Here is a 24,452-nt window from a genome sequence, read left to right as displayed (position 1 = left end):
ATTTTCCGGTGCTCCTATTCGACTTCGGACGCGGTCGGTTCGTCAGACGGCGCGGGTGATCTGCAGGTTCAGCCAATCCGAGACCCACTGGATGGCGTTGCGGCCGGCGTTGTCGACGACCAGGTTCTGGTAGCTCTGGTGTGCCCCGGAGGCGAAGAAGCTGGCCGCGGTCAGGCCCTCGCCGACTACCGCGGCGAGATCCTCGGCCCCCTGCGACTGCGCCATCGTCGACACCGACCCGGCGAGTCCTGCGAGGTCGAGAGTCTGCGCCTGCGTGGTGATCGCGTTGCCCACGGGATTGGTCTGCTTGCCGAGCAGCGCGGGGTCGGTCTTGCCGGCTTTGCCGGTGAGCATGTTCGCGGCCACCGAGGCGAGTTCGAGACCGAGTGGGATCAACGCCGTGGTCTGCGCCGCAGCACCGACCGGGTCGGGCAGTACCCCGGGCGGGGGAAAGAGCTTGTCCGCGGCGGCCCACGCAATTTCCTGGGCTTGACCGGCGATGTTGGCCAGCTTGATCACGTCGACGTTGCCGAGAATGCTGGTGACCAACGCTGCGATCTGGGTGTATCCGGACGGGTCCGGGATGATCGCGAGGATCTGGGAGACCCACTTCAAGTCGACACCGGCGACCATCTTCACCAGCGGCTCGAACTGCACGTTCAGCTCTCGGGCGGCATCGCGGGCGGCGCGGACATCGCCGGCGGCGATCTTCTGCGGGAGAACGATCAGGTTGTGCAGGATCTTCGGAATATCGAGGGCAGTGACGCCGGTGACGACGTTCAGGGCCTGGTCGACGACGACCTTCGGTTTGAGGACCGACAGCACGCTCGACGCGGAGGAGAGGGCATCTGCCGGGGTGGCGGCGACGGGTGCGAGTTGGCTACCAAGTGATGCGGCGGTGCCCGCGAGTTGAGAGATTTCGGCAGCGGTGGCCGGCAGTGTGGTGTCGCCGTTATTAGAGAGTTTGGCTGCGGTGTTCGCGATCGTGGCCACCGAGTCGAGTGCACCGGCCAGGTTCGCTTGGCTGGCTGCGGTGAGGACCTGTGCGGCCGCGTTTTCCGGTGTGCCCACCGGGGCTGCAGCCAGCCGCGCGGTGGCGGCGGTGTTCGCGGCCCCGGACTGCAACAGGTCGGCCAGTGGGCTGAGCGTCTTACTCAGTGAGGTCGCGGAGTCGGCGATCTGGTTCACATCGATCGAGCCGCCGGTGTCGCTGGCGGACAGTTGCCTTCCGAGCGCGTCGACATTCGATCCGAGACCGGGCAGGTCGGCGCCACTGAAATCCGAGGTCAGCGCGTTGGCGACCGCCGCGTCCCCTCCACCGGCGCCGGCACCGGTGTTGCCGGGGGTCTTCGACAGGATCGACCCGAGCGATCCGAGGAACGGGTTGGCGCCCTTGCGGATCGAGCAGTACAGGTCGTTCGGATCGCAGATCGAGGCGACCCGTCCCGACAGCTTGCCCATGCCCTCCGACCGGGGACCGGCGATCCCCTCCCCGGAGGTCTTCGGCCCGACCGGTGCGGCGCCCTTCGTGCCGGCACCGGGATCGGCGAGCAAGGCCACACCGAGGACCTGGTCCGCATCGACCGGACCTTGATCGTTTCCGATCGCCGACGCGAGATCGCCTGCAGCGTCTGCCCCCTGGGAGTATCCGGTGATCGTGATCTTCGCGCCCCTACACTCGTCGACGTAGGACTTCAACACGGCGGTGGCCTTGCTGACCGCGTCGGTCTTGCTGTCGGCGTAGGTGTGGCCGTTGTCGAACGCGCGTGCCATGTACGGCAGCGTGTATATCTGCGCGCGGGCACCGTTCTGTGCCTTGATCGCCGCCGCGACCGGGGCGAGCATGCCTACGGGCTGGTTCGGGTCGGCGTTCTCGTTGGTCTCCCACGTGCCGGGGATAAACAAGTTGAATGTCGACGCACAGTTGGCAGGGTTGGCATGGGCGATCACTGGCCCTGTGAGCAGCGCAGCCCCGCACAGCATAGTGGTGGTGACCGCCGCGAGCCCACGTCTCGCTAACCATGCCATGTGCGGACTCCTATCGCGCTGCAGCCTGTGCCTTCCGGCTGTCAGTCTCGGTCGCAGTCCGTCTACCAGCAACGACCCCCGCACGCGGTCGGGCGTGTCGGTGGAGCGCCGACGTTCTGACGCACGGCGGTTGGGCGCACAGATCCGCCAAGAGGAAGACGACGAACGTCGGGCGCCCGGCCGTCGTGGTCGACGCGGCCCATAGATCGGCTGATCTGCCGCTGTGCTCGGGCGAAGCTATTGCGGGGTAGTCGAGGGTGGCGTGCGGCTCCCGGCACCGCAACGACGCGGGGCACTGGTGTCGTTAGGAGGCATGCCAAGTTCGCCGCCCTCGTCCTGAACGCGTTGTCGGAGTTCGCGACTGGAACGCGGAAGTCCTGCCCGACCTCGGACCGTTGTGCACGGCCACGTCGCCTTTGACTCAGACCGCGGCCTTCTCCCCGCTACCGTCCGTCCGAAGGCCTGTCCGCTTCGAGGACTCCTACCCGGGCCTGGTCGAGTTTCTGGCTGGCCGGGCCGTGCAGATGCCGGGTTTTCGCGAGCCCGCTAGCAGTTGAGCGGGAAACGGCCGATCAGCGCGGCGACGGCATCGACACCACCCTGACGGCCGTATGCAGCGCGGCGTTGCGTCCACCCGGCAACGTCGGAATGCAGGCTGCCGCCCTGTTGCACCGTCCGGCGCAACATGCGGTCAGACAGGGGCTTGCGTGCACTCGGACCCCTCCCCCGCCGGCAACGGCCTCCCACACCGCTGAGATGTTGCCTGCGCCGCACCGCAACGCCGGTGCCCGTCGGCAACGAGATCCGGCATTGCGGCGTCGGCCTCGTCACCGACGTTGCGTTGCACACTCTGGCGTTTCGTAGGACCTCAGCCGACCGGGCTGCAACAAAGGCCTGCGTTAGGCAAAGATTCCTGGACGAGTTGCGGATCGCTGTTCACGGTGCCGGCGGAATCTTCTGTCGCCTATTGATCGGCCTTCTCGCACTCAGGCTGCAGCGCACGAACTGGTCCTCACCGCACTTGCCAGGGCAGGTCATCACCGTGCCCCCACCAAGGTGTACTGGTGGTCAAGCGTTGCCGCATTGCGTTCCTCGGCGATGTCCTCGTGCTCGGGCAACGGAGGCCTCCGGAAACCGGCCTCCACGGCGCGTTGCGCGACCTTGTCGAAGCGGCGCATTGCCGTGCTCGCGGCCTTGGCTTTGGTGAGTGTGGCGATCTCGGCGTAGCTGCGATGCTCGGTTATCCGCAGCCGGGCCGTCTCCTTGACTACCGGTTCGAGGTCGGCGCAGGTATCGATGAAGGCGAGGAGGTTGTCGATGGTCTGGGCCTTGTCCGGTATTACGAACCGCTCCTGCGAATCCTTCGGTGGATTGCCGATTTCTGGTGCGTGGGCATTGCGACTGTCCGTTGCGTTGCGTGCAAGGTGCTCCTCGTGTTCCGTGGCGTGGGCTCTAACATCGGTGAGCTCGCCAGGCTTCGCAGTGGCCGGTTGTGGGGCGTCCGCAACAGCAGGACGAACCTCCGGTTCCGGAGCGGCGGTTTCCGTACGGTCGTCGAGAGCGGATGAATCGGGTGCCGACGCAGCGAAGACGATGGGTGCAACGGTCGGGTCAACTGACGGCGCAATGCGTCCGGCGTTGCGGTCGACCGACGACATCGGCCCTGGGGCCGGCATTCGGTAGTCGGTCGCGGTGTCCTCGTCGGACCGCTGCTGTTCACGGTGTCGGGCGTCGCGCACGACCGCGGTGCACTCGGTGTGGGCGGTGCCGATGGCCTTGATGAGGATGCCGACACCGTGGGTGAAGGCCAACACCAGCAGCGGCGGAATGATTGCAATGAGCGAGGCGCCGGTCGGCGACAGCGGGGCGTAACCGAGTTCGATGCCGGCTGCAATGTTGCTTGCGGCGGCTTGCCCGGAGCGGTGTGCGTGGTAGGCGTTGCCGAAGACGCTGATGAAGACCACGACTACGGCGAGCCCGAGGAAGAACCGTTTTCCCGTTGCGCTGCCGCCGATTTTGCTCAATGCAACGACTGCGATCGTCGCGCCGAGGATTGCGCCGTCGACGATGGCCGGGAAGATCCAGGTGAGGTATTGCGGGATGCCCGCCTGCAACGCCAGGTCACGTTGCACGGCGAAGGACAGCACAAAGGCGCCTGTGGTGATGCCGATCGCAATGGCGATCGCAGCGATGAGGGCCGCTATCAGGGCGTGCAGTTGCATTCGTGCTGCGCGGATATTCAGGTCGGTCATGCTCGGGGTCTCCTTCCACGGGGTCCCACTCGACGGCTCCCCACTGGTTGCTGCCGGTGGGGTTTCCTGTGTGGCATTGCGGACGGTCGTTGCGGTGTTGCGGAGGGTGTTGCGGTGTTGCACTGTCCGCCGGGGCACCACTTCACACGCGGCAACGCGTGTTATCGCAGCTGGCAGTGCTGGCCCATTTACCCGCAACGGCCCCGTCCGAGGTCGGTGCGTCGGAGGCGGGGCGACGACGTTCTGGCGCACGGTGGCCCGCCGCTCGTCAGCGCTGCGCCGAGCACATCGTGTGCGGAACCCCTGCGCCACGGCGCAATTGCGGCTGTGCTCATGATGCGCGTGCTCTGCACGGAATACGTCCTCGTTCGGTCGGGTCCGTTGGCTCGCGCTCCGCCTCGGAGCCTGGGGACTCAGGTGAAGACATCGACGTACCAGCGCCCGTCGATCTTCTGGGTGGTGACGGTTTGGGTGCCGCGTTTAGTCGGCTGGGCGGGCTGCATCACGGACAGATCGACGAGGTAGACCCCGTCGGATAGCTCGACGGTGCGGAGGCAGTAGTTGGTGCCGATTGGGACCGCGTCGATGACCTTTTGCAGCTCCGGTCCAGGGAGCACCGATGAGCTCGGTGCTGCGAGTGCTCGGGCGGTTTCCCCGTTGCGCAGGCTGTAGTACGCGTGGTTGAACGCTGCGATCACGCCGGCGCCGCTCTTCTGGTCACCGCGGTCGGCCCGGCACTCCCCGTCCGACGCGGATGTCTGTTCCTGTTCGGGTTCGGGCAGGTTGAGGATCGGCAGCCCGTTCTCGTCAGCTGATGCGGTGGCGCTGGTTGTGGCCGCGGTCGACGCGGTTTCACTGTCTCCGCTGCGCAGCTGGCTGACGGCCAGCCCGACGGCCACGGCGACGGCGACCGCCGTGACGGCGACCGCCGTGACGGCGGCCACCGTTCTCTTTCCCGGCCCGCGGCCGCCGCGGGCCGGCGGTAGAGGCGACCGGGGTGAGGGCGGTGGTGTGCCCGTGCCGCCGAGCGCCGTGGTGCGGGCGCCCGGCCAGTGGTCGCCGGGGGGTGTGGTGCCGAGAAGGTCGATCACGGCCGGATGCCGCGGCGTCGATCGGCCGAGGGTCGGCTTCTTCATGGTGCGCACCCGCCTTTCGTGGTTTCAGTTCGCGGCCGGAATGCCGCCGCCGATGGCGCCCGACAACAGGTTTCCGGCCAATCCGGGCGTGGCGTCGGTGAAGAACGAGTTCAGGGCGCCATCGACCTGCTCGATGATCTGCTCGCCGCCGGGCTGGGCGGCGACGAAATCGCGGGCCTGCTGGTCGATCGCGGGCGCAGCTTCAACTGTGTCCTGCACCGCCGAGACGACCCGGGAACCGATCGGGTTGGCCTCCCACTGCTCGAGGACCTGCTCGGTCTGCTCCGCAATCGCGGGCTGATCAATGTCCGGGACTTCGACCTCCTTCGGTTCGCCCTTGTCCCCTGCAGCGATCGGTGTCACTGCGGCAACCGCAGCTGCACCGCCGAGGACCCCTGCGCCGAAAGCTGCGGGAATGCCGCACGCTGCGAAGCCGCCGGCAGCTCCAGCGGCGGTCGCGAGGACACCGACCGGCGCCCATCCGATTCCGGGGAGGAAGACATTGCCCAACGCGGCAGCGCCGATCCCGGCAACCGTGCCGGCCGCAAGTGCGCACCCTGATCCGACCACGAGACCGGTCACTGCCCCGGTAGCGATCGCGCCCCCGGCACCGGCCCCGACCTGTGCGGCGGCGATCCGGTCGGCCCGAGACGTTTCCACACCGATCGACCGCCAACCCGTGGAAACGGCGGACTCGACCAGCGCGAAGGTGTTGTTGGTCCGATCTTTGTCCACGTCGCTGACCCAGTTCGGCTGCTTGACGTGCAGCTCACCGATGCGCAGGGTGTCGCGTGGTGCGGTGAAAGGTTTCGTCGGCTCCACCGGGGTCGGTGGGTGCAGCTGGTCGAACTGCACCGGCTCGATCGAGTAGTTCTCCGGCTCGACGTACACGCCTGTGTCGTAGTCGTAGTTCGGTAGCGGCTGGTACTCGATGTTCTGGTACTCGGCGGGCGGGGCGGCCCAGTACACCGGTTCTGCCGGGGTCTCGGGCACGTAGGCGGGCTCGGGTGCTGTTGTGGGGGCAGTTGTTCCGCTGGGGGTGTCGCCGCCGGTGACGCCTTCCTGAGTGCTTTCCCCGGTGACACCACCTTGGATCGGATCAGCGACCGCGGACGGGGAGAGCGCGATTCCGGACGCCAGGACGGCGGTGATGACAGCCAACGCCGTGGCGGCCTGAGTGGCGCTCTGTCGGCGGTGCCGGCCTCGGGCGCGGCGGACGGCGCGGTTGACGCCGGTGACGTTGCTCATTGTGTGCCTTTCGTGAAGTGGCCAGATGCGAATCGAAGGTGGGTGGGTGATGGCTGAGTCAGGGGCCGGTGATCGTCTTGACGACCTCTTCGGCCAGTCGGGTCAGCGCGGCTCGGGTTTGGGGTTGAAGCCGGGAGAGTGCGAGGCGTTCTCCGGAGGCGAACAGCGGCTCGAACGGCATGCGCGCCACGAGCGGTACTCCCAGGTCCCGGAGGGACTCGACGGTGGCCTGTTCGGCCATCGGGGCGTCCCCGGGGCCGGCGGTGATGACAACGATCGTGCGCGCGAGAACATCGGTGGCGGTCGACGCCAATTCGGTGATCATTTCTTCTGCGGCGTCGGCGGCGTCCCAGCGCAAGGGAACGGGGACGACTATGGCGTCCGCTGTCCTCACTGCCCACTGCCAGGTTCCCGCGAGGGGGTTGTTGCCGGTGTCGGCGACGAGGATGTCGCGGTGCTGGGCCACGATCGCGGCCAGATGCGCCGCATGGTTTTCGTCCAGAACGTTCGTCGCGTCGCCGCGGCGTCCCGCGATGATGTCCTCACCCGATGGTTGACGGGTCAGGTGCTGCGAGAGCACCGAGGGTCGGATGGCAACGTCAGGGTCGGGATGCGCTGCCAATAAGGCGGGGATGTCGTTGCCCGGCGACGGACGGACGGCGACCCGTTTGGCGAGACTGCCGCCGACCTCGCCGAGATCCGCGCACACCACGGTGCTGCCGCCGCGCAGGTCCGCGAAGGTCTGGGTGAGTGCCGCGGCGAGCGGTGTCTTTCCGACCCCTCCTTTTGGGTTGGCGACGGTGATCACGGAGAAATCGGGCAGCGCCCGGGTGATCACCGACTCGGCGGCCCTCAGCCGCATCTCCGGCGACTGTGCTTTCGGGGCGAGACTCAACCCGAGCATGGCGTTGAGCCGACCTCGCACTCCCAGGCGGGCAGGCTCACCCTCCCCGGGAGCGATCTCGGGGGCGGCCAGCCCCGATACCGGCCGCCGCGGCCGGGCGGGTGGTGTGCGGTCGTATCCGTCTTCGCGGTCGGCGGATACAGCTGCCCGTGCGGGTGGCGGATCGGTCGCCGGCAGCCGCACGGAAACCGGGGGCTCATTGCCCTCGGCCTGGATCCGCACGACGGGAGTGCCGCCGACCGGGCAGCGCTGAGGCCGTTCCCGGGTGGCGGGTTCCTGTGCTGGCGCCTGCTCCTGGGCGGGGCGGATGGTCTGGTCGGGGTCGACCTCGAGCCGCATCGGTGCGGTGTCGGTGCCGCCGCTGACCGCGACGGTGATCGTCTGGCCGCTGCTTCGCGCTTCGGCGTGGGCCTGGGCGAAGACGGCGGTCATCAGGTCTTGCTCGGTGTCGCCTTGCAGGTCGAGCGTCGCGGCCTGCGACGGCACATACGCCGTGGCGTGGCGTCCTCCGTCGTCGATGGCGACGGTCATCTGCGGGGCAGCCATCACAGATTCCCGGCGCCCGAGGTGGTGCCGTCGAGCTGGGCGAGCATTTCGGTGATCAGCTCATCGAGGCTGGTGAGCTGATCGAGTGCCTCGGTCTTGACCTCGCCGTCGGGGAGCGCGCCCACCAGGCCGCGCCGATGACCGATCGCGGTGAGCAGCTCGTCGAGACGGCTGCGGGAGACGGTCTTGCTTTCGGTGTCCAGGGCGGCCAGCCATCCGGGTGTGGAGGCCCGCAGCGCCTCGCGGTACGCGCGAACGACGGGGTCGGAGTTGCCCTTGTTGACGAATGGGCGGTGCATGGCCTCGATGTCCTCGGGTTCGAGGATTACTGCGCGTTCGATCTGCCGGACTGCCATCGGTGGCCTCTCTCTCGTGTTTTCGGTGGTGGGAGCGGATAGAGCCGGGACATCAGGGGTCAGGCGGCGGCAGCGAGGTCGACCGCGGCGAGGAAGACGGTGTCGAGTCCGCTGTATTCGAGGATCAGAACCTCGGGCCGGCGGCCGGTGGATTCCACCGACACCCCCACCCGCACCAGTCCCTCCTCGGTGACCGTGCCGTCGCTGTCGCGGGCGACCTTGCGGACCGTCTCGACGGTCAGGACGGTGCCGGTGCGGTCCGGTTCGTCGTCGAGGCCGAGGACGATGTTCATGCCTTCCTCGAGGGCACCAGCCGGGATCGCATCGGAGATGTGGTCGATCAGGGATGTCACCGACGACGCGGAGACTGCGACGGGCTCGCGGACGTCATCGGCCATCGTGGTGATCAGGTGCTGTTCGTCGGCGATGAACTGCGCCAGCTCGGCCGAGAAGCAGTACACCGGCGTATCCCTTGTCGGGCGCAGGCTGTCGACGGCGTGTGCTTCCTCGGCGGACAGGTCGCTGCGGGCGGCGGGGTGGTCGTCGATGGTGGGGGTGAACCACACCTGTGCGAGGGCAGGGTCGCCGGAGGGGTCACTGACCGTGGCGCGGCCGCGGATCTTGGCGTCGATGTCGCGGCCGACGGTGGTCTCACCCCACATCATGTAGGCGCCGTCACTGCTCAACCGTGCGAGCGCTGCTCGGGTCTGGAAGTTGTCGCGGACACTGCCGGAGTCCCGCCCGAACAGGTGCGCATCGGGGCGCTGAACTCCCACGGCGAGGCGGATGCCTGCCGAGCGGGCCAGGGCGACGAGTTCGCCGATACGCCCGAGTGGGTTGCAGCGTTTGATGACTTCCTTCTCCTCGTCGGTGCCGGACTTGGCCAGCTGCGTCCAGGCCGCGGAGAGGATGAAGAACTCGTCGAGCACCGCCACCAGTAGCGGCATGTTGCGTGCCTTCAGACGCTGGGTTTGCATGTACTTGGTCCGCGCGTGCATTTCGCGCCACAGCGCATAGATGAACTCTGCGGCCCGCAAGGGCTCGAACACGATCGCCGGAACACCGGGGTAGCCGAGAAATTGGTGCAGCTCGATGCGTTTGGGGTCGACACCGATCACCGGGACTCCGCGGAGTGTGAGTTCGGTGATCACGGTGGTCAGCAGAACCGTCTTGCCGCCGCCGGTCGGTCCGACCACCAGCATGTGAGGTGCCGACGAATCGTCGGAGATGTTCCAGTAGGCGTCGACGACGCCGGTATCGGTTTCGCAGGACGCGTACGGGACATGCAGGCGTTGCCCGGACACGCTGGGGTCACTTCCCGGCCAGGGCATCTGCTGGCGTCGCGCGATTCCGCGTTCGTCGAGCTGTGGAACAGGAAGGTCGGCCGCCGGAATCTTCAGCGAGTGCATCACCATGGTCGCGAGCGGCTTTCGGAGCGAGAGGGTGATGATCGGCTTCTCCGGGGCCCAGTCCACTCGCCACAGCTGCCCCGACTCGTGGGTGCCGAGGGCGGCGAGCAGAGCCTCGGAGAGCTTGTGCCGGTTGGCTTCCATGCCGGTGGCCAGCGTGGGCTTGTAGTGGATGCGGTAGGAGGCTTCGGTTCCGTCGTAGGCATAGGAGCCGACCGACACCGTCACGTCCTGCAGCGCCTTGCCGTCGGAGAACAGCTCGGCGAGCATGCGGTGCCGTGCGCTGCGGGTGTCTGGGAGCACCGGTTGGCGGGTGATCGTGATGGTGCTCTTGTCGGCCCGGAAGCCGGTGACGTACTTCCAGTCGGTGACTGTGGTTCCGAGGAATCGGCTCATTGCTCCGCCTTCGGCGTCGAGGGTGTCAGGCTGTCGGGTCCCGGTTCGTTCTCCGGGGCGCTGTGGATCTGCGCCGGCGTCTTGCGCAGCAGAAATCGCAAGGGTCGGCTGGGTGCGAGGGCCGGTAGCGCGGCGCGCACGCGGTGCCACAGCGGCGATCCGACGATCAACGCATTGACTGCCGAATTCAGACGCTCCTGCCGGTTCGCATCGACGACCGACCCCTGCGGCAGGCGGATCGCCGCCCACGCGGTGCTGTGCCACCCGGTACGCACACTGAGCCTGATCCGCACGGGGCTGTGACCGGTGGTCTGCCTCACCACCGCGGACAGGATCCGCCGCTGCCGGTACCGCAGGAACCGGCTCAAGTCCAGGAGACCAACGAAAGCCACGGCGACGACGAGCCTGGACCGAAAGTCGATGAGCCACTGCCCCCAGAGCGGCGAGCGCGGCCACAGCTCGGTGACCTGAGCGGACACCAGCAGAGTCGGCGCCCACCACACGACGATGGCGACGACCAGCACGACGAGCACCCACGGGGTGAACCGCGCTGCCTCTTCCTCCCCCGACTGCTCGGGCCGCCTGCGTCCGCCGGCGGCCGACGAGGTACCGGAAAGACCGAACACATCCCGGAAGAACTCGCCCACAGGGTCATTCGACGGCATCGCGGAAACCCCTTCTCGGTCGGACATCTGCGTCGTGCTGATGCGCACACAGTGAATCCGCTCGCCGGAGGATTCACCAAGGACCCCCGCACGCGCTCGGGCGTGTCGCCCCACCAGCATTCCCGGCGAGTGCGTCCTCGACCGCCGTGAGACCAGCCACCCCGAGAACTCCAAAATCGCTCTGCCAAGTGGTGTTTGGACCACTGTTCGCCGAAACCGGTCCGGAGCGCTATTCTCAACTTCGCCTCCCCCCGTAGGGGGGAGGCGTCTCCCGAAGGGAGTGGGGGCGCAGGCATCCCCGATGCCCCAATCGTCGACCCTTGCCGGCATGGGGCCAATCACGTTCTTCGCGAGGGTTGCCCGAAGAGAGCGTGCCCGGATAGTGGAGCTCCCGTCCCCGCAGCGACCGGTCCCCACCCTCAGCGAACCCCGCCGCGACACGCCCCATTCTCGTGGACCCACCGTCAACCGGTCCCACCCTCAGCGGACCCCGCAGCGACACGCCCGAGCGCGTGCGGGGGTCTTCGTGCGCCGAAGCCACCCTGTGCCACTGTTTCTGACGTCACCGTTCGGTGTGTTGCCCGCGAATCTTTAGGGGAGAGCATGCTTCATGAGTCTTTCGAGGCTGCGTCGCAGCTGACGTTCCTGGCACAGGAGGGGATCGACACCGGCGGGGTGGGCGTGTTCCTCCGCGAGCAGGTGGTTCCTCCGATCCTCGGCGTCGGAGCGATTGTGCTTCTGGCGAAGGCGATTCGTTCCTCCTGGTCTGCCGTCATCACCATCGCCGGCCTTTCCCTGATCGCGTTGGGCTGGTTCGGGTTGTCGGCGAACCCGGATGCTGCGATGAACGTCGGCACCGGAATAGCCCGGTTGGTCTTCCCCGGAATCTGACTGCGCTCCCACCCACAACCGGTCCCACCCCAGCGTCGCTAGGAATGAACCCTTATGTCTTTCATGACGATCATCTTCGGCTTGGTCATCGCCGCCGCCATCGTGTTCGCAATCGGCCGCGCCATCAACGAGCGCCGATGAGGGGCTTGCGGTGATCGAGACCGATGACGACCTGTACCGGGTGGATCAGCACTGGCTAGGCCCTCCGGGGCGGGCGTTCCCGAGACCAGTCAGGTGGCAGGCGGTGGGTATCGGTGCGTTGTTGCTGATCCTGTCGTGGATCCTCGTCATGCGAGTGCTGTCGGTGCCGTGGAGCGGCTGGTCCGTCACCGTGATGCTGGGGTTGACCTATCTCGGGACGAAACGGATCGTCGACGGGCTCGGCCACGAACGCACCATCCGGTCGCTGGCCCGATCCGCGATCAACGACCTCACCTCCCCACGCCCCGCGGCCGGCCGCAACAAGAAAATCCGGAACACGTCGCAGACGGTGTCGATCCCCGACCAGATCGCGCGCGTTCGCCTCGCCCCCCGCCGCCGGCGATCACACGACTTCTTCGACTACGAGCAGGTAGGTCATGAGCTATCCCGGTAACCGGTTCGACCCGGCCGACCTCGTCCCCCCTCCCGGTGCGCTCCCGCCGGTGCTGCCCGAGTCGTGGCTGCGCGCGGCGCGCCAGGCCGGGCTGCAGACCGCCGACCCGCACACCGCCGCACCGCAAGCGAGCTTGGGTGATGCGCTGCTCACCGACCCCTCCCCGGTCACCAACCCCGACTATGACGAGGACGCGCCCGCAGAGCCCACCCACCGCAAGGGCAGCATGCGGGGCGGGAAGAAGTGCCGGCGAGCCCCGCAGGGGCACTCGACCAGCGCGGCTGCTGAGCGCGGGAGCAGGGCGCGGTTGCGGAAGCAGTCCAAGTGGCGGCTGCGGGCGGTGCTGAACAACATCACGGTCACCGACGACACCGCCACGTTGTGGTTCGTGCAATCGCCCGGAACGTGGAGCATGCGGGCGATTGCCGATCAGTCGCGGTTCATCCGGGACGAAGCGTTGGTGCTGGCGGAACTTCGCGGCAAAGGGGTTTCCGGTATCCATCGGCGCACGGTGCGCGAGCCCTGGCCGGTCAAGGAATGGGGACGCGCACACGCGCAGCTCGCCGAGGACCGCCTCCCCGACGTTCCCGGTGCCCTGGCGTGGGACGACTACCTCGTCGGTCAGCAAGTCGCGCTGCTGGACTCCGCCCCTACCCGCAAGCGCCGTTACTGGGGCATCGAACTGCGCCGGCGGTCGATGACCGCGCAGGCGATCGTCGCGGTGGCCGACATGTGCTCCGGGGTGAAGGGTGTGGGGCCGCGGTTGTCGAAGTGGTCCGAGCAGGTCCTGATCGCCGAGCAGGCCGCGGCGGCCGAACACATCGCCGAGATCGAGCGCGTGATGCTCTCCCCCGGTGTCGAAGCCCTGCCGGCAGACAGCGGTCAGGTGGACTATCTGCTGCGCCGCTCGGCAGCGGTGGGGATGCCGTTGACCGAACCGGCGGCCGCGAACGCACCGTCGGGGTGGGGCCTGTCCGATCTGTTGTCGCTGAGCAATCTGACGGAAATGCATTACACGCCCGGCGCCGGACACACCGTCGTCGAGGGCACCATCGCCGGCCGCACGTACCGGTCGTATGTGACGGTGCTGACGGTGGGGCGGATGGCACCGCTGGCCATCCCTGAGCAGAAGATGCCGTGGCAGCTGCTCGGTGACCAGCTCGGGCTGCCCTTGGAGTGGTCCGAGCGGATCACCCTGCACACCCCGGAAGAAACCCTCGGCGAGATCCAGAAGCAGCGCAACGCGATCGAGTCGCAGTACCGGCACTACACCGTCGAGCACGACGAAACCCCACCCGATGAGTTGGCCGCGCAGCACGGGTTGTCCCGGCGGCTGCGGACGGAGATGTCGAACGGTGGGGCACTGGCCACCCGGGGATCGGGGTGGTGGCGGATCGCCGTGTCCGGTTCCTCCCCGCAGCAGGTGCGGGACCGTGTCTCGAAGCTGCAGCAGCAGTACGCGCCGGATGTCGAACTCGAAGTCGAGAACGGCCAGTACCACCTGCTCAAGGAGTTCATGCCCGGTGAAAAGCTCGCCAACACCGCCCACAAGCGCAGGATGAGCGTCCTCGCCATGTCGGCGGGGATGGGGGCGGCGGCCGACCGGATCGGTGACGAGGAAGGCATCATCCTCGGCGAAACCGCGTCGATCTCGGTCCGCCCGGTCGCCTGGAACCTGTTCGCCGCCCACGACTTCCTCGACAAGGGTGGCCTGACCCCGCTGGTCGGCGTCCAGGGCGCCGGCAAAACCCATCTGGCGGGGATGATCACCTATCAGGCGCTGCGCCTTGGCGCGCATGCGGTGATCCTGGATCCGTCCGGGCCGCTGCGCGCGCTCGCCGATTTGCCCGAACTCAAGCCGGTCACCCGGGTCTACGAGCTGACCGGCCGCGGCGCCAAGCCCGGCGTCCTCAACGTCTACCGGGTCGTGTCCGAGCCCGACCCGGCCGACGAGATCTACCGCCCCGGCCATCCCGAGTACGCGAACGAATCCGACCCGGCAGCCGCTGCAGTAGCGGCCTACGAGGACGATCGCGGTGCCGCCCATGCCGAACGAGTCCAGCTCGCGTCCTGGGTGCTGATCTCGATGCTCGACACCGACGACCGCAGCGACCGGGACGCCAAGAGCGTGGTCCGGATGGCGGCGGCGATGGTCGGGGGCCAGCCGACCAACCATCTGGGCAAGGTCCTCGACGCGATTGACCACATCGCCGCCGGCGTGGTCTACACAAACGGCCGCGGGGCCGCCCACGGCACGACCAGCGGCCAGACCAACTGGCAGACCAACAGCTCCGAGAACACCCCCGTCATCGGCGAAGGACTGCGCACCGCCGCGGGCCGGGTCGGGCCGATGCTGCGCACGATGTCGCGCCTGCGCGACGCCCGGGTACTGTTCCCGTCGGCCACGGCCGGTGACGACGCTGCCGCCGAACTGTTCGACTCGGTCCTCGACGAGCGACTGACGATCCTGACCATGCCCGGCCTGCAGATCGACGACAAGGCCGAGGGCAGTGCGGCCACCGACAGCCAACGCCTGGCCGGGCCGCTGATCCACCTGGCGGCATGGTTGGCGACCCGGTTGGTCTACGACAAGCCGCGCGCGCTGCCGAAACTGCTGTTCCTGGACGAGAACAAGTACCTCAAGCAGTCCGGATCCGGCCGCACCCTCTACGTCCGGCTCGGCCGCGACACTCGCAAGTTCCGCACCCGTGCACTGGTATGCAGCCAGCTCGCGGGCGATTTCCTCGGATTGGCGGACGGCGCGGATGACCAGGACCAGTCACAGCTGACCGACGAGATCATCATCGGCCGACTCGGCTCGTCCGAACGGGCGATCTCCGACGCACTCAAACTCCTCGGCCTCGAAGAGGGTGAGGGGTACGAGACGATCTTGGCCGACCAGCTCGGCGGGGGCCGCAACGACACCTATGACCCGCGCGCGAACAAGGCACGCAAACAGCGCGCCGCGAAGAGCGGCGCCGACGAGGCCCGCACCTACGTCGTCCGCCTCGGCGGCGACATCGAACTGGTTCGCGCGAACTGGACGAACTTCACCCATATCGCCCACGTCGCGCAAGCACTGAACTCCCGGGCCACCGCCGCCTGACCCCCTTTTTTGGGAAGGACATTTCCGATGCCCGCCACCGCCCGTACCACCAGCTCGCCCGCACTCCTGCTGCAGCGGATCACCCAACTGTGCGCGGTCATGTTGCTGGTCGCGCTCAGTGCCCTGTGCGGGCAGAGCACCGCCCACGCCGCGGGCTTCAACTGCAAGGACGTGCCGGCACCGCAGTCCCCGAACTCGGCGGCGCCGGCGTTCTTCGACTCCGGGTCCGTGGACAAGCCCGCGGAATCCCAGCTCTCCGGCACCGGGTACGGCGGCCACGGCTGGGCCGGGCTGACGTGGCACATCTACGACCTCGGCTGCGGCGAGGACATCACCGGGGTATCGCTGGTGCGCAACAAGACCGACGTCGGAAACACCTTCCTCACGATCGGGCAATCGTTCGCGGCCGCGGCGTTCTGGCTCGACGAGCAGGCCAACACCCCCGCCGAGGGCCGCGAGACCGGCCGCCAGGGGGCGATCGCGCAGTTCGACGAGATCGTGCTCGCGGTCTCCGACTCGCTGCGGCCGACCGTCTACGGGCCGTGGCTGGGGCTGGGGGTGGGGGCGGCCGGGCTGATCATCCTCTACCGCGGTCTGCGATCAGATGCCCCGGCGGTGTTCCGGCAGCTCGCGATCGGTGCCGGCGCGCTGGCGATCGGTGGGTTGATGGTCGGTGCCCCGGCGAAGGCGATCCAGATCTCCGACGACACGTTCAGCGCGCTGATCACGAAGACTCAGGGCGAGATCTTCAACTCCGCGGGCATGACCGATGACCCGCGGTTGGTGATCACCGACCGGATCATCATCCCGGACGTGCAGCGAGGGTATTTCGGCACCAACGCGAACGACACGACGCTCGACGATCTGTGGCCGAAGTTGCGGGAGTCAATCGCCTACACCTACGACGAGCAGGCCCGGATCAAGGCCGACAACTCCGCACAGAAGGAGATCGACGAGGCCAAGGCCGAGAAGTTCCGGCGGGAGGTCGTCGAGCCGTTGGAGAGCAAGGGGCTCTCGTTCTACACCTTTCAGGGCAAGGACTCGAGCCGGGTCACGACCGGGTTCCTATCGATGGTCAAGACGTCGATGCCCTCCATCTTGTGGATCGGGTCCTCGGTGCTGAAGCTCTCGGCGCTGCTGGCAATCCGGGTGGCGATCATCACCGCCCCCGTGTGGGTTCCGCTCGCCATCGTCTCCGGATCGATCCTGCTCCGCGTCGGCCGCATCCTCGGCGGGATCTACCTGTGGGCGGTCGGTGCCGCGGTGCTGATGTCGGTCTACCTGCTGATCTTGATCAAGCTGTACCGCAACGATGCGGTCGACGGAACCTGGCGTCTGTGGTTCCTGGTCATCCTCACCATCGTCTTCTGGATGTTGTTGCGCCCGTTCAAGCGGCTCTCACAAACCATCACCCAGTCGCATCGCGGCATGATCGGCGGCGCGATGGACCGACACAAGCACGGTTCCTGGAAGCAGAAGCTGCTCACCGCCAGCTCGATGGTCACCAACCCCGCCATGGGGCTGGCCGAGAAGAGCCTCGAACTCGTCCGCGCCGGCGGCGGCGCCGCAAACGGCATCGCAAACGCGGCAGGGCGGCAGTGGTCCGACATGATCGGCGGCAACAAGCCTCCGATCATCCGGCAGGAAGGTCGCGCACTGTCGGCCGCACGCACCGACAACTACCGCGACCGCGCCCGCCAAGCACAGCTGGCCGCCCTACGCGGCGGCGCGGGCGGAGCGTTGGCAGATCTGCGCAAAGCGTCCCCGGAGGGACCCGAGTCCAGCACCCGACTCCCCGGTGTCAACCTCACCGCCGGCCCGGCCGACGGCAACGAGCGCAGCACCAGACTCGCGGATCTGCGCAAACACACCCCCGCAACGGGTTTCACCGACGGTTTCGAGTCCCTCGACATCGGTGACAGCGAGGTCTTCGTTCCTCATCAGGACGCGAACCGGTGGGACGGCGGCCCGGACGCGGTCATCGCACCGACCACCATCTACCGGCCGAGTGAGGAACCCGACGCGTCCGGAAAGCCGCAGCGTCCGTGGGTGTCGATCACCCGCCCCTCACTGGCCTCGTCGTCGGCAAGGCCCGTCAGCACTGATCTGCACCGGGCGGGATTGCGTGAGGACACCGCGGCGGCGCAATCGACGGGAGTGCTCGACCGGCCGAATCGGGACCTGGGAGTGAACCGGTGAGAACAGGTGCCAACCCGATCACCACCGCGATCCGCAGCTGGGTCCTGCGCAGTCCCGGCCGGCTCGCCAGCGGGATCGCGATCATGGTCGCGGTCCTCTACCTCGCCCGCCTGATGGTCACCGCTTTCACCGGCGCGGAGAACAGCGAAAGCGACGTGCGCGCCCACGACGCAGACACCAGTAACACTTCAGTGACCTCGACGACTGCGGCAGCCGAAGAAGTCACCGAAACCGCAGTGGCGACAATGTCGGCCAGGTCGATCGGTCGTAGCCCCGCGACAGCGGCGATGTATTACGCACACGCGTTCGTCGACACCACCGCATCGCCAACTCAGTGGGCAGTCGCACTCAGCCGTGTCACCCGCCCCGAGCGCGTCAACGACACCCTCGCGGCGGCCCGGCCGACCGCACCGGTGTCGATTCTCGGGCCGACCCGCACCCTGCCGGACACCGGCACCACCGGAACGACCGTGGAGATCGATACCAGCGCGGGGACCATGACCGTCACGGTCACCGACACCGACGACGGCTGGCAGGTCGACTCGCCCCTCCCGACGCTCCACGTCGACGACGTGGCCGCGGCCGCTCCCACCACCGGGAGTACCACAGCGTCCACCACGACAACCGACACCACCACGCCGTCCCCCGTCACAGCACCGAGCCCGCAGCGCATCCCCGAGTCCCAGTCGTCTTCGGATCCGGTTCCGCCCGCCCAGCAGGCCACCGGCCCCGCCCCTGTGCCGGTCCCCGGCCCCATCCCGATCCCCGAACTCGACACACCTTTGCCAGGCCCGATCGCATGACCGCTCGACGTCTGACTGCGGCTGTGCTTGCCGCGTCATTCACTATCGGGCTGGCCAGCGCATGCACCGGCGGGGCGATCATCGACCTGCCCAAACCTTGCCGGCCCGTCCACTCCGATTCCGGGGGTACGCGCGGAGAAAGCGCACCCGATGATCAGCCGGCGGCGGCGCTGACCTCGTCCGGGCCGATCCAGCAACCCACCGCACCGGGAACTACCACGTTCACCTCCGGTTTCGGACCCCGCGGGGGAGCGATGCACAACGGTATCGACTTCGCCGGCCCGGTCGGCACCCCGATCTACGCCGCCCTCGACGGCCTCGTCGCCGCCGCCGGCTCGAGTGGGGAGGGACCCGGTGTCGGTTTCGAGAACTGGATCATCATCGACTCCGTCGTCGACGGCCGCCCGGTCTCCACCGTCTATGGGCACATGTACGCCAACGGCATCCACGTCACACCCGGGCAGACCGTCAAGGCCGGCGACCACATCGCCGAGATCGGCAACGCCGGCGGATCCACCGGCCCGCACCTACACTTCGAGTACTGGGACGGCGGCCGACTGCAGGGCGGCACAGTGGTCGACCCGACGACCAAACTCGGCGGCGCCCCCGCCCCATCCGGACAGGACGCGAGTGCACCGGGATCGAATATCGATCTCATGGCCGCATCCACCCCCGTCGACTGCGGCAAGGGCTTCGGCACACCGGGCGGTGGTGATCTCAAGCCCGGCAGTGTCCCACCGGCATTCGAAGAATGGTTCCGCAAGGGCGGATCGCTGTGCCCGCAGATCAGCCCGGCGCTGCTGGCCGCGGACACCAAAGTCGAAAGCAACTTCCGGGCTGTCACCAGCCCCGCAGGCGCAAGAGGCTATACACAGTTCATGGATGGCACCTGGGCCGTCTACGGCCGCGACGACGACGGCAACGGCCGGATCTCCCAAAGCGATGTCGGAGACGCCGTGATGGCTCAGGGCAGATACTTCTGCGAGATCGCGCGATCGGTCGACAGATGGATCGCCGACGGCTCCGTGAAGGGCGACCCGCTCTCGCTCTACATCGCCAGCTACAACGCCGGTGAGGGGGCCATCAAGCAGGCCGGAGGTATGCCCTCCGGTGGTGACTATTCCAGCGAAACCCGGCCCTACGTACAGAAAGTCTTCTCCTACATTCCCGAGTTCGAGCAGCCCGGAGGCCGCGGAGAGTTCGTCCCCTCCCCCACCGCCGGTGGCAGCAATGTCGTCGAGGCGGCCAGCCAGTACTTCGGCACCCCGTACGTGTGGGGCGGCGGCGGCGGGGGTGGCCCGTCCGCGGGCGGGTTCGACTGCTCGGGACTGACCCAATACGCCTACGCCCGGGCCACCGGCGGCAAGACCGTCCTTCCCCGCACCTCCGAACAGCAGTGGACGGTCGGCACCGAAATCCCCCTGTCCGAGGCCAAACCCGGCGACCTCGTTTTCGGATCCTGGGAGGCCGGCGGCCCCGGCCACGTTGGCATTTACGCCGGGAACGGTCAGATGGTCCACGCACCCACCACCGGTGACGTCGTCAAACAAGCACCGGTAATGGCCGACATGCGCGCCCGCCGTATGTGACCCCAGAAGGAGAGGAACGATGCGAAAAGCCCTGATTGTGCTCGCAATGATCATCGCCGCGACCGCGGCACTGCTCTACTCCTGCCAGGACAACGCCAACCGCTCAGGAACCGCGACACCGCAGAGCACCACGACCGCACCGACACCCACACCGGAAGCGGGCACCAGCGCACCTCAGCGACCGAAACCGACATCGCCGGAAGAACTGGCCCGCCAAGCCATGACCGTCGCCTTCACCTGGGCCCCCATCACCGACGAAAGCCCTACCAGCGGATTCCGTCGCGCGACACAATGGTTCACACCGGACCTCGCTGCACGCCTGACCTCCGATGTGCGAAACGAGCGAGGACCCAGCCTGCAATGGCAGCAATGGATCAACGACAACGCCCGAGTCATTGCCGATGTCGCCATCGGTTGCTCCGGCTGTCCACCCGACACCGACACCACCGCACACCGGGTGGCCACGATCACCCAAACCGCGGTCACCGGCGACACCACCCGCCCCGTCGAACCCGACACCACCGTCTGGCTCACCCTCGCCGAAGCAGACGGCCGGTGGTTGATCGATAACCTCACCTACTGAACACAACCGAACAAACGAGGGGGAACCTTGAACTACCGCATCACCACAGCTCTGACGGTCATGGTGCTCGCCACCGCGGTGATCGCGGGGTGCGGCAACAACTCCGACGACGACACCGCATCACAACCAGCACCCACGAGCGACGCCACTACCCAGGTTCTCGATCCCTTCGTCGACGACACCGCCGACGGAGCGCAGAAGGAAACCGTCACCCGCATCATCGATCTCGGCAACCAGAGGAAGGCGTCTGACAACGCCATCATTGCGGCGCTCGTCGCCTCGCGGGCTGAAGGATTCTGGCGGGTTCACCATTCCGGATCGGGAGGGCGGAACCTCTTCGGTTGGAGCCAGATGTGGGACGACCGACCTGCCCTCGACGACGGAGCAGTCACTGACGCAATCGAGAATTTCTATGCCGGTGCGGTAAGCCCGAAGAATGCCGCAAAGAACGACGACCCGGTCGACTACGCCGTAGCGATTCAACTGTCCGACCACTCGGGTGGGCGTGTGTACTTCGAAGACCGCGAAGCGTACGACGCTAACCTGCCTGATTTCCGTACCGAGGACGCTGTTCGCAACACGTACACCGAGGCACTCCCCTACGCACGTGCAGCCTACGAACAACTCGGTTAGAAGCGCGCCAAGGAGGATTCTGTTGTCAGGCAGTACGCGCAGGACAGCAACGAGATGTGTCCAGTGGGCAGCTGGCTCGATTTGCTCGCACTGTCATGAGGGGATTGCCGGATCCCGCCACATCGACCACATCGTGGGGCCGGACGCGGGCAGAGCGAACACCTCTGTGACCCGAAATCCGTACTTCTCATATAGCGAGAGGTTTTCTTCCCGGGTGCAGACCAGGTAGGCAGGCATTTGCGTCTCGTCACACACCGCGAGGCGGTTGTCCAGCAAAGCGCCTGCGAATCCTTGTCCGCTGAGCGCTGGTCGTGTCCCGATGTTCACGAGATACCAGTGCGGCGCTCTGGGGTGGTGATGGTCGAGTGTGCGGCGGATTCGCAGCGCGGCGAGTGTTCGCGTTCCGAGTGCCTGTAGGAGATCGGGAGCGGCCCGGAGTGTGCTGGTGATGGGCTGCTGCCAGTGGTCCGGTGGATCCCACACCGCAACAGAGGTTGCCGCGCCGTCTTGACCGACAGCGATTTCGACTCCCCCACCTGCCAGGTGATGGGAACGCAGAGATGTACGGAAGTAGAGTGGTAGCGAGCGTTTCCGCTCCCCCGACTCCGGCCAGATCTGGGCCATAAGCGGATCGTTTGCAAAGGCGGCTGCAAGAAGTTCAGCACACCGGTCTTCATCGTTCGTTTCCGCACTTAGGATCCTTGGCTCCATCAATTCCTCACTCAAGTGGGCACACTGTCGGTATGACTTCGAGCCTGTGCCCGTTTGTCGCTGGCACCCATGCCGTTGGCCGCATTCATGACCGTCTTCGTCAAGATACTGGTGTCCACCGCGACGAGCTTCCCAACGGCTCCCCCGTATGGATTATCGGTGGCTATGAGGCTGTAACGAAACTCCTTGCTGATCATCGCATGTCGGCCGCTAAATCAGACTCTACTACCAATTTTCGCGGCCAGAACATACCCAGAGCCTTGGATATGAACCTGCTGAACATCGACGGTGAGCAGCACCGGCGAGTGCGGCGACTCGCGACTAAGCCTTCGCTCCCGAGCATCACGCTGCGCACAAGCGCGTCGTAGGCGAAGCAGCGAAGAGACTCATTGCGATCTGCCGGCTTTCGGTGAGCTGGATTTGATGAGCGGGTTGTGCGAGCCCTTGCCGCCGCGTGTGATCGGCACTCTGCTCGGGCTTCCTCAGAACAAGCTGGACCGTTTCCAAACCGCGGCCCGCCCCATGTTTGTGATCGACACATCCGACGATTCAGGGGGCGCTCGGGGCCATGCTGATGCTGGTCGCCGGTGCCATCAACGACAAGCGACAGCATCCGGGAGATGACATGCTCTCGTGATGGATCGCCGCCCGGGACGGTGAGGACTGCTTGAGTGAGGAGGAACTGATCTCCCTCGCCTTTGCGACGATCATAGGGGGATTCGAGAACGTCACCGCTTTGACCGCGCTCGTCATTGACGAAGCCGTACGATTTCGCAGCACGGAGACGCGTTTGGCGGTAGATTCCGCCGACTCCGGATCTCTGCCAAAGCTCGTGCGCGAGATCATCAGTGACGTCGCCCCAGTGAACGATGCTCTGCGCCGATTTCCTGAAGACATCACGGTCAACGGAATCACCATCCCCCGAGGTGAGACCGTAATTCTATCGCTGCGCTCGGCGAATACCGACCCAGCGCGAGGTGCACGGCCCGATCTGGCCTTCGGTCGTGGCCGACATTTTTGCATCGGCGCCTCGCTCGCTGAGACGGAGGCCATCGAAGCGTTGCGCCACGTCTTTCTTCGTTGGCCACGACTGCGTCCGACGAAGGAGCGGTCGGAGCTCGCCCTGCGGCACTCGTGGCTCACTTACTCGCTTGCTGAACGTATACGCCGGTTGACCACTTGCCATTGCACGCTAGAACAGTAGGCCTGTGTAGTCTCCTCGAATGACATTGGATTCGATCGCATTCAGGGGGCCACCTGTTGTCTACGTCGGGATGGGTGCTTGTCGAGACCCTGCAGACGAACCGTTTGACTGTCATCGAAAAGGATCGAAAGCCCAGCGGTCGAACCTCATTCGCTGGAATCCTCCGAGAGGTCAAGGACATCGGAGGGAACCGGCCTTCTAAGCAAGCTGCAGCGTGGATCGACGATCGCATCACGGAGATGCGGCAAGATTTAGTTCCCCTCGATAAGCCCGTCACGCTGGACAACGGCCGTGTTGTGCGCGTGATTGGAAGGCCAGTTGTCGGTCCCGGCGATGCACTTCACGCTGTCCACCTGTGGGTGGGGGTCGGAGCGGATACAGCACCGACGGACAAACCGTCGGCCGCCATCGGATTCACGTGGAATTCCGACCGACGGCTAGTCGATCTGACAGAGACAGCCGCTGGCGCGTTTGGACGACCCGAATGGTCCACTGCCGGCCGCGGCCTCACCGCCCCGGAAGCCCTCAGATTCGTCAGGGTTTCGGACGGCCTATCTCTCATACGCACGATCCTCACTCGTGAGCCAGGCAAATCGTGGGTGGGGCTGGCGACCGTATTCACGCCATTGGGCCAGAGTGCCGCCCAACTGGTTGTGGGATCGGACGAATCTCCCGATGGCCGCGCAGTGTGGCGCGGTGTCCTACACGATGTCTCCGCGACCACCACCCCTCCGGCCCAGAGTCTCGAGTCAAGTGCGTTGGCCGCCCTGCGGCACGTATCGCAGAGTCACATCGTTCTCCTGGACATTGGCAAGATGCGACTGATCGACTGGATCACCGATCCGATCCCACAGATCCAGTGGAAGGGCATGGTCGACAACAGGGACACACCCCATCCAGACGACGTCCAACGCATCTTCGACACCGCAGGGCAAGTATTCGGCGGCCACACCCCGCGCGGTGAGGTGAAAGGAATTCGACTACGCCGGTTCGGTGGCGGCTGGACCGTTGTCGACGCTTCCGGAGGAGTGTTGCCCACGGCAGGAGAGGGTCCTTTGCTGGCATTGGTTCAGTTCGACGTCACCGGCACGTCCAATGAACCTGACCCGGTACCCCCGACCGATAACGGCCACCCAGGCCTCGAATGAGGGGACCGTTCGTGTTGCGAGCCACCACATGAGCCTTATAGCATCCGTGT

General features: G+C 66.6%; 21 protein-coding genes. 11 read left to right on the top strand and 10 right to left on the bottom strand.

The window, feature by feature from the left end:
* Positions 1-42 precede the first annotated feature (42 nt).
* The 9 genes from OYT95_RS40915 to OYT95_RS40875 all read right to left on the bottom strand — a co-directional run bounded on the left by OYT95_RS40915 (position 43) and on the right by OYT95_RS40875 (position 10,940).
* Positions 43-1,983 carry a cutinase family protein gene (locus OYT95_RS40915; protein WP_268793284.1) on the bottom strand — a complete coding sequence of 647 codons (1,941 nt, stop codon included), beginning with the start codon at positions 1,981-1,983 and terminating at the stop codon, positions 43-45.
* 591 nt (positions 1,984-2,574) lie between these two features.
* Positions 2,575-2,715 (bottom strand): hypothetical protein, encoded by a 141-nt coding sequence (locus OYT95_RS40910; protein ID WP_268793221.1) that lies wholly within the window; start codon positions 2,713-2,715, stop codon positions 2,575-2,577.
* A gap of 350 nt (positions 2,716-3,065) precedes the next feature.
* Positions 3,066-4,280, bottom strand: a complete 1,215-nt coding sequence (locus OYT95_RS40905) for a DUF2637 domain-containing protein (protein WP_268793220.1) — start codon at positions 4,278-4,280, stop codon at positions 3,066-3,068.
* 413 nt (positions 4,281-4,693) lie between these two features.
* Positions 4,694-5,416 carry a hypothetical protein gene (locus tag OYT95_RS40900; RefSeq protein ID WP_268793219.1) on the bottom strand — a complete coding sequence of 241 codons (723 nt, stop codon included), beginning with the start codon at positions 5,414-5,416 and terminating at the stop codon, positions 4,694-4,696.
* A 24-nt stretch (positions 5,417-5,440) separates the two neighbouring features.
* Positions 5,441-6,664 carry an insoluble domain protein gene (locus OYT95_RS40895; protein ID WP_268793218.1) on the bottom strand — a complete coding sequence of 408 codons (1,224 nt, stop codon included), beginning with the start codon at positions 6,662-6,664 and terminating at the stop codon, positions 5,441-5,443.
* Positions 6,665-6,722: 58 nt separating this feature from the next.
* Positions 6,723-8,114 (bottom strand): MinD/ParA family ATP-binding protein, encoded by a 1,392-nt coding sequence (locus tag OYT95_RS40890; protein ID WP_268793217.1) that lies wholly within the window; start codon positions 8,112-8,114, stop codon positions 6,723-6,725.
* Positions 8,114-8,470, bottom strand: coding sequence for a hypothetical protein (locus OYT95_RS40885; RefSeq protein WP_037228703.1), 357 nt, complete (start codon positions 8,468-8,470; stop codon positions 8,114-8,116). The genes OYT95_RS40890 and OYT95_RS40885 overlap by 1 nt, the downstream gene beginning before the upstream one ends.
* 59 nt (positions 8,471-8,529) lie before the next feature.
* Positions 8,530-10,275, bottom strand: a complete 1,746-nt coding sequence (locus tag OYT95_RS40880; protein ID WP_268793216.1) for an FtsK/SpoIIIE domain-containing protein — start codon at positions 10,273-10,275, stop codon at positions 8,530-8,532.
* Positions 10,272-10,940, bottom strand: coding sequence for a hypothetical protein (locus OYT95_RS40875; protein WP_268793215.1), 669 nt, complete (start codon positions 10,938-10,940; stop codon positions 10,272-10,274). Before OYT95_RS40875 ends, OYT95_RS40880 begins: the two co-directional genes overlap by 4 nt.
* Before the next feature lie 603 nt (positions 10,941-11,543).
* On the opposite strand from OYT95_RS40875, the gene OYT95_RS40870 reads away from it, so the two are divergent.
* From OYT95_RS40870 to OYT95_RS40835, 8 genes are all read left to right on the top strand, one after another.
* A complete protein-coding gene (locus tag OYT95_RS40870; protein WP_268793214.1) occupies positions 11,544-11,831 on the top strand; it encodes a hypothetical protein in 288 nt (95 codons plus the stop codon).
* Positions 11,832-11,982: 151 nt separating this feature from the next.
* Positions 11,983-12,426, top strand: coding sequence for a hypothetical protein (locus tag OYT95_RS40865; RefSeq protein ID WP_268793213.1), 444 nt, complete (start codon positions 11,983-11,985; stop codon positions 12,424-12,426).
* Complete coding sequence (locus tag OYT95_RS40860; protein ID WP_268793212.1) at positions 12,410-15,532, top strand: ATP-binding protein; 3,123 nt, start codon at positions 12,410-12,412, stop codon at positions 15,530-15,532. Before OYT95_RS40865 ends, OYT95_RS40860 begins: the two co-directional genes overlap by 17 nt.
* 27 nt (positions 15,533-15,559) lie before the next feature.
* Positions 15,560-17,731: a hypothetical protein gene (locus OYT95_RS40855; RefSeq protein ID WP_268793211.1), complete on the top strand. Its 2,172-nt coding sequence runs from the start codon at positions 15,560-15,562 to the stop codon at positions 17,729-17,731.
* On the top strand, positions 17,728-18,534 hold the full coding sequence (locus OYT95_RS40850; RefSeq protein WP_268793210.1) for a hypothetical protein: 807 nt from the start codon (positions 17,728-17,730) through the stop codon (positions 18,532-18,534). Before OYT95_RS40855 ends, OYT95_RS40850 begins: the two co-directional genes overlap by 4 nt.
* A complete protein-coding gene (locus OYT95_RS40845) occupies positions 18,531-20,123 on the top strand; it encodes a peptidoglycan DD-metalloendopeptidase family protein (protein ID WP_268793209.1) in 1,593 nt (530 codons plus the stop codon). Before OYT95_RS40850 ends, OYT95_RS40845 begins: the two co-directional genes overlap by 4 nt.
* Before the next feature lie 19 nt (positions 20,124-20,142).
* Positions 20,143-20,706 carry a hypothetical protein gene (locus OYT95_RS40840; protein WP_268793208.1) on the top strand — a complete coding sequence of 188 codons (564 nt, stop codon included), beginning with the start codon at positions 20,143-20,145 and terminating at the stop codon, positions 20,704-20,706.
* A 63-nt stretch (positions 20,707-20,769) separates the two neighbouring features.
* A complete protein-coding gene (locus OYT95_RS40835; protein ID WP_268793207.1) occupies positions 20,770-21,339 on the top strand; it encodes a hypothetical protein in 570 nt (189 codons plus the stop codon).
* A 93-nt stretch (positions 21,340-21,432) separates the two neighbouring features.
* On the opposite strand, the gene OYT95_RS40830 is transcribed toward OYT95_RS40835, so the two are convergent.
* Positions 21,433-21,963 (bottom strand): GNAT family N-acetyltransferase, encoded by a 531-nt coding sequence (locus OYT95_RS40830; protein WP_268793206.1) that lies wholly within the window; start codon positions 21,961-21,963, stop codon positions 21,433-21,435.
* A 119-nt stretch (positions 21,964-22,082) separates the two neighbouring features.
* Here OYT95_RS40830 and OYT95_RS40825 point away from each other — a divergent pair, with 119 nt between their 5' ends.
* The 3 genes from OYT95_RS40825 to OYT95_RS40815 all read left to right on the top strand — a co-directional run bounded on the left by OYT95_RS40825 (position 22,083) and on the right by OYT95_RS40815 (position 24,402).
* On the top strand, positions 22,083-22,418 hold the full coding sequence (locus OYT95_RS40825; RefSeq protein WP_268793205.1) for a hypothetical protein: 336 nt from the start codon (positions 22,083-22,085) through the stop codon (positions 22,416-22,418).
* Positions 22,419-22,717: 299 nt separating this feature from the next.
* A complete protein-coding gene (locus OYT95_RS40820) occupies positions 22,718-23,254 on the top strand; it encodes a hypothetical protein (protein ID WP_268793204.1) in 537 nt (178 codons plus the stop codon).
* Between the two features lie 74 nt (positions 23,255-23,328).
* Positions 23,329-24,402 carry a GAF domain-containing protein gene (locus tag OYT95_RS40815; protein ID WP_268793203.1) on the top strand — a complete coding sequence of 358 codons (1,074 nt, stop codon included), beginning with the start codon at positions 23,329-23,331 and terminating at the stop codon, positions 24,400-24,402.
* Positions 24,403-24,452: the final 50 nt, after the last annotated feature.

The sequence above is a fragment of the Rhodococcus sp. JS3073 genome, assembly GCF_026810085.1.
GTDB lineage: Bacteria > Actinomycetota > Actinomycetes > Mycobacteriales > Mycobacteriaceae > Rhodococcus_F > Rhodococcus_F wratislaviensis.
Note: the sequence above shows the minus strand (reverse complement) of the source record. Positions and strands in the feature narration are given on the sequence as shown.

Bases quoted from the DNA above. Each gene is read 5' to 3' on its own strand.
- OYT95_RS40915 (WP_268793284.1), bottom strand. From the start codon at position 1,983: ATGCTGTGCGGGGCTGCGCTGCTCACAGGGCCAGTGATCGCCCATGCC.
- OYT95_RS40910 (WP_268793221.1), bottom strand. From the start codon at position 2,715: ATGTTGCGCCGGACGGTGCAACAGGGCGGCAGCCTGCATTCCGACGTT.
- OYT95_RS40905 (WP_268793220.1), bottom strand. From the start codon at position 4,280: ATGACCGACCTGAATATCCGCGCAGCACGAATGCAACTGCACGCCCTG.
- OYT95_RS40900 (WP_268793219.1), bottom strand. From the start codon at position 5,416: ATGAAGAAGCCGACCCTCGGCCGATCGACGCCGCGGCATCCGGCCGTG.
- OYT95_RS40895 (WP_268793218.1), bottom strand. From the start codon at position 6,664: ATGAGCAACGTCACCGGCGTCAACCGCGCCGTCCGCCGCGCCCGAGGC.
- OYT95_RS40890 (WP_268793217.1), bottom strand. From the start codon at position 8,114: ATGGCTGCCCCGCAGATGACCGTCGCCATCGACGACGGAGGACGCCAC.
- OYT95_RS40885 (WP_037228703.1), bottom strand. From the start codon at position 8,470: ATGGCAGTCCGGCAGATCGAACGCGCAGTAATCCTCGAACCCGAGGAC.
- OYT95_RS40880 (WP_268793216.1), bottom strand. From the start codon at position 10,275: ATGAGCCGATTCCTCGGAACCACAGTCACCGACTGGAAGTACGTCACC.
- OYT95_RS40875 (WP_268793215.1), bottom strand. From the start codon at position 10,940: ATGCCGTCGAATGACCCTGTGGGCGAGTTCTTCCGGGATGTGTTCGGT.
- OYT95_RS40870 (WP_268793214.1), top strand. From the start codon at position 11,544: ATGCTTCATGAGTCTTTCGAGGCTGCGTCGCAGCTGACGTTCCTGGCA.
- OYT95_RS40860 (WP_268793212.1), top strand. From the start codon at position 12,410: ATGAGCTATCCCGGTAACCGGTTCGACCCGGCCGACCTCGTCCCCCCT.
- OYT95_RS40855 (WP_268793211.1), top strand. From the start codon at position 15,560: ATGCCCGCCACCGCCCGTACCACCAGCTCGCCCGCACTCCTGCTGCAG.
- OYT95_RS40845 (WP_268793209.1), top strand. From the start codon at position 18,531: ATGACCGCTCGACGTCTGACTGCGGCTGTGCTTGCCGCGTCATTCACT.
- OYT95_RS40840 (WP_268793208.1), top strand. From the start codon at position 20,143: ATGCGAAAAGCCCTGATTGTGCTCGCAATGATCATCGCCGCGACCGCG.
- OYT95_RS40830 (WP_268793206.1), bottom strand. From the start codon at position 21,963: ATGGCCCAGATCTGGCCGGAGTCGGGGGAGCGGAAACGCTCGCTACCA.
- OYT95_RS40825 (WP_268793205.1), top strand. From the start codon at position 22,083: ATGACTTCGAGCCTGTGCCCGTTTGTCGCTGGCACCCATGCCGTTGGC.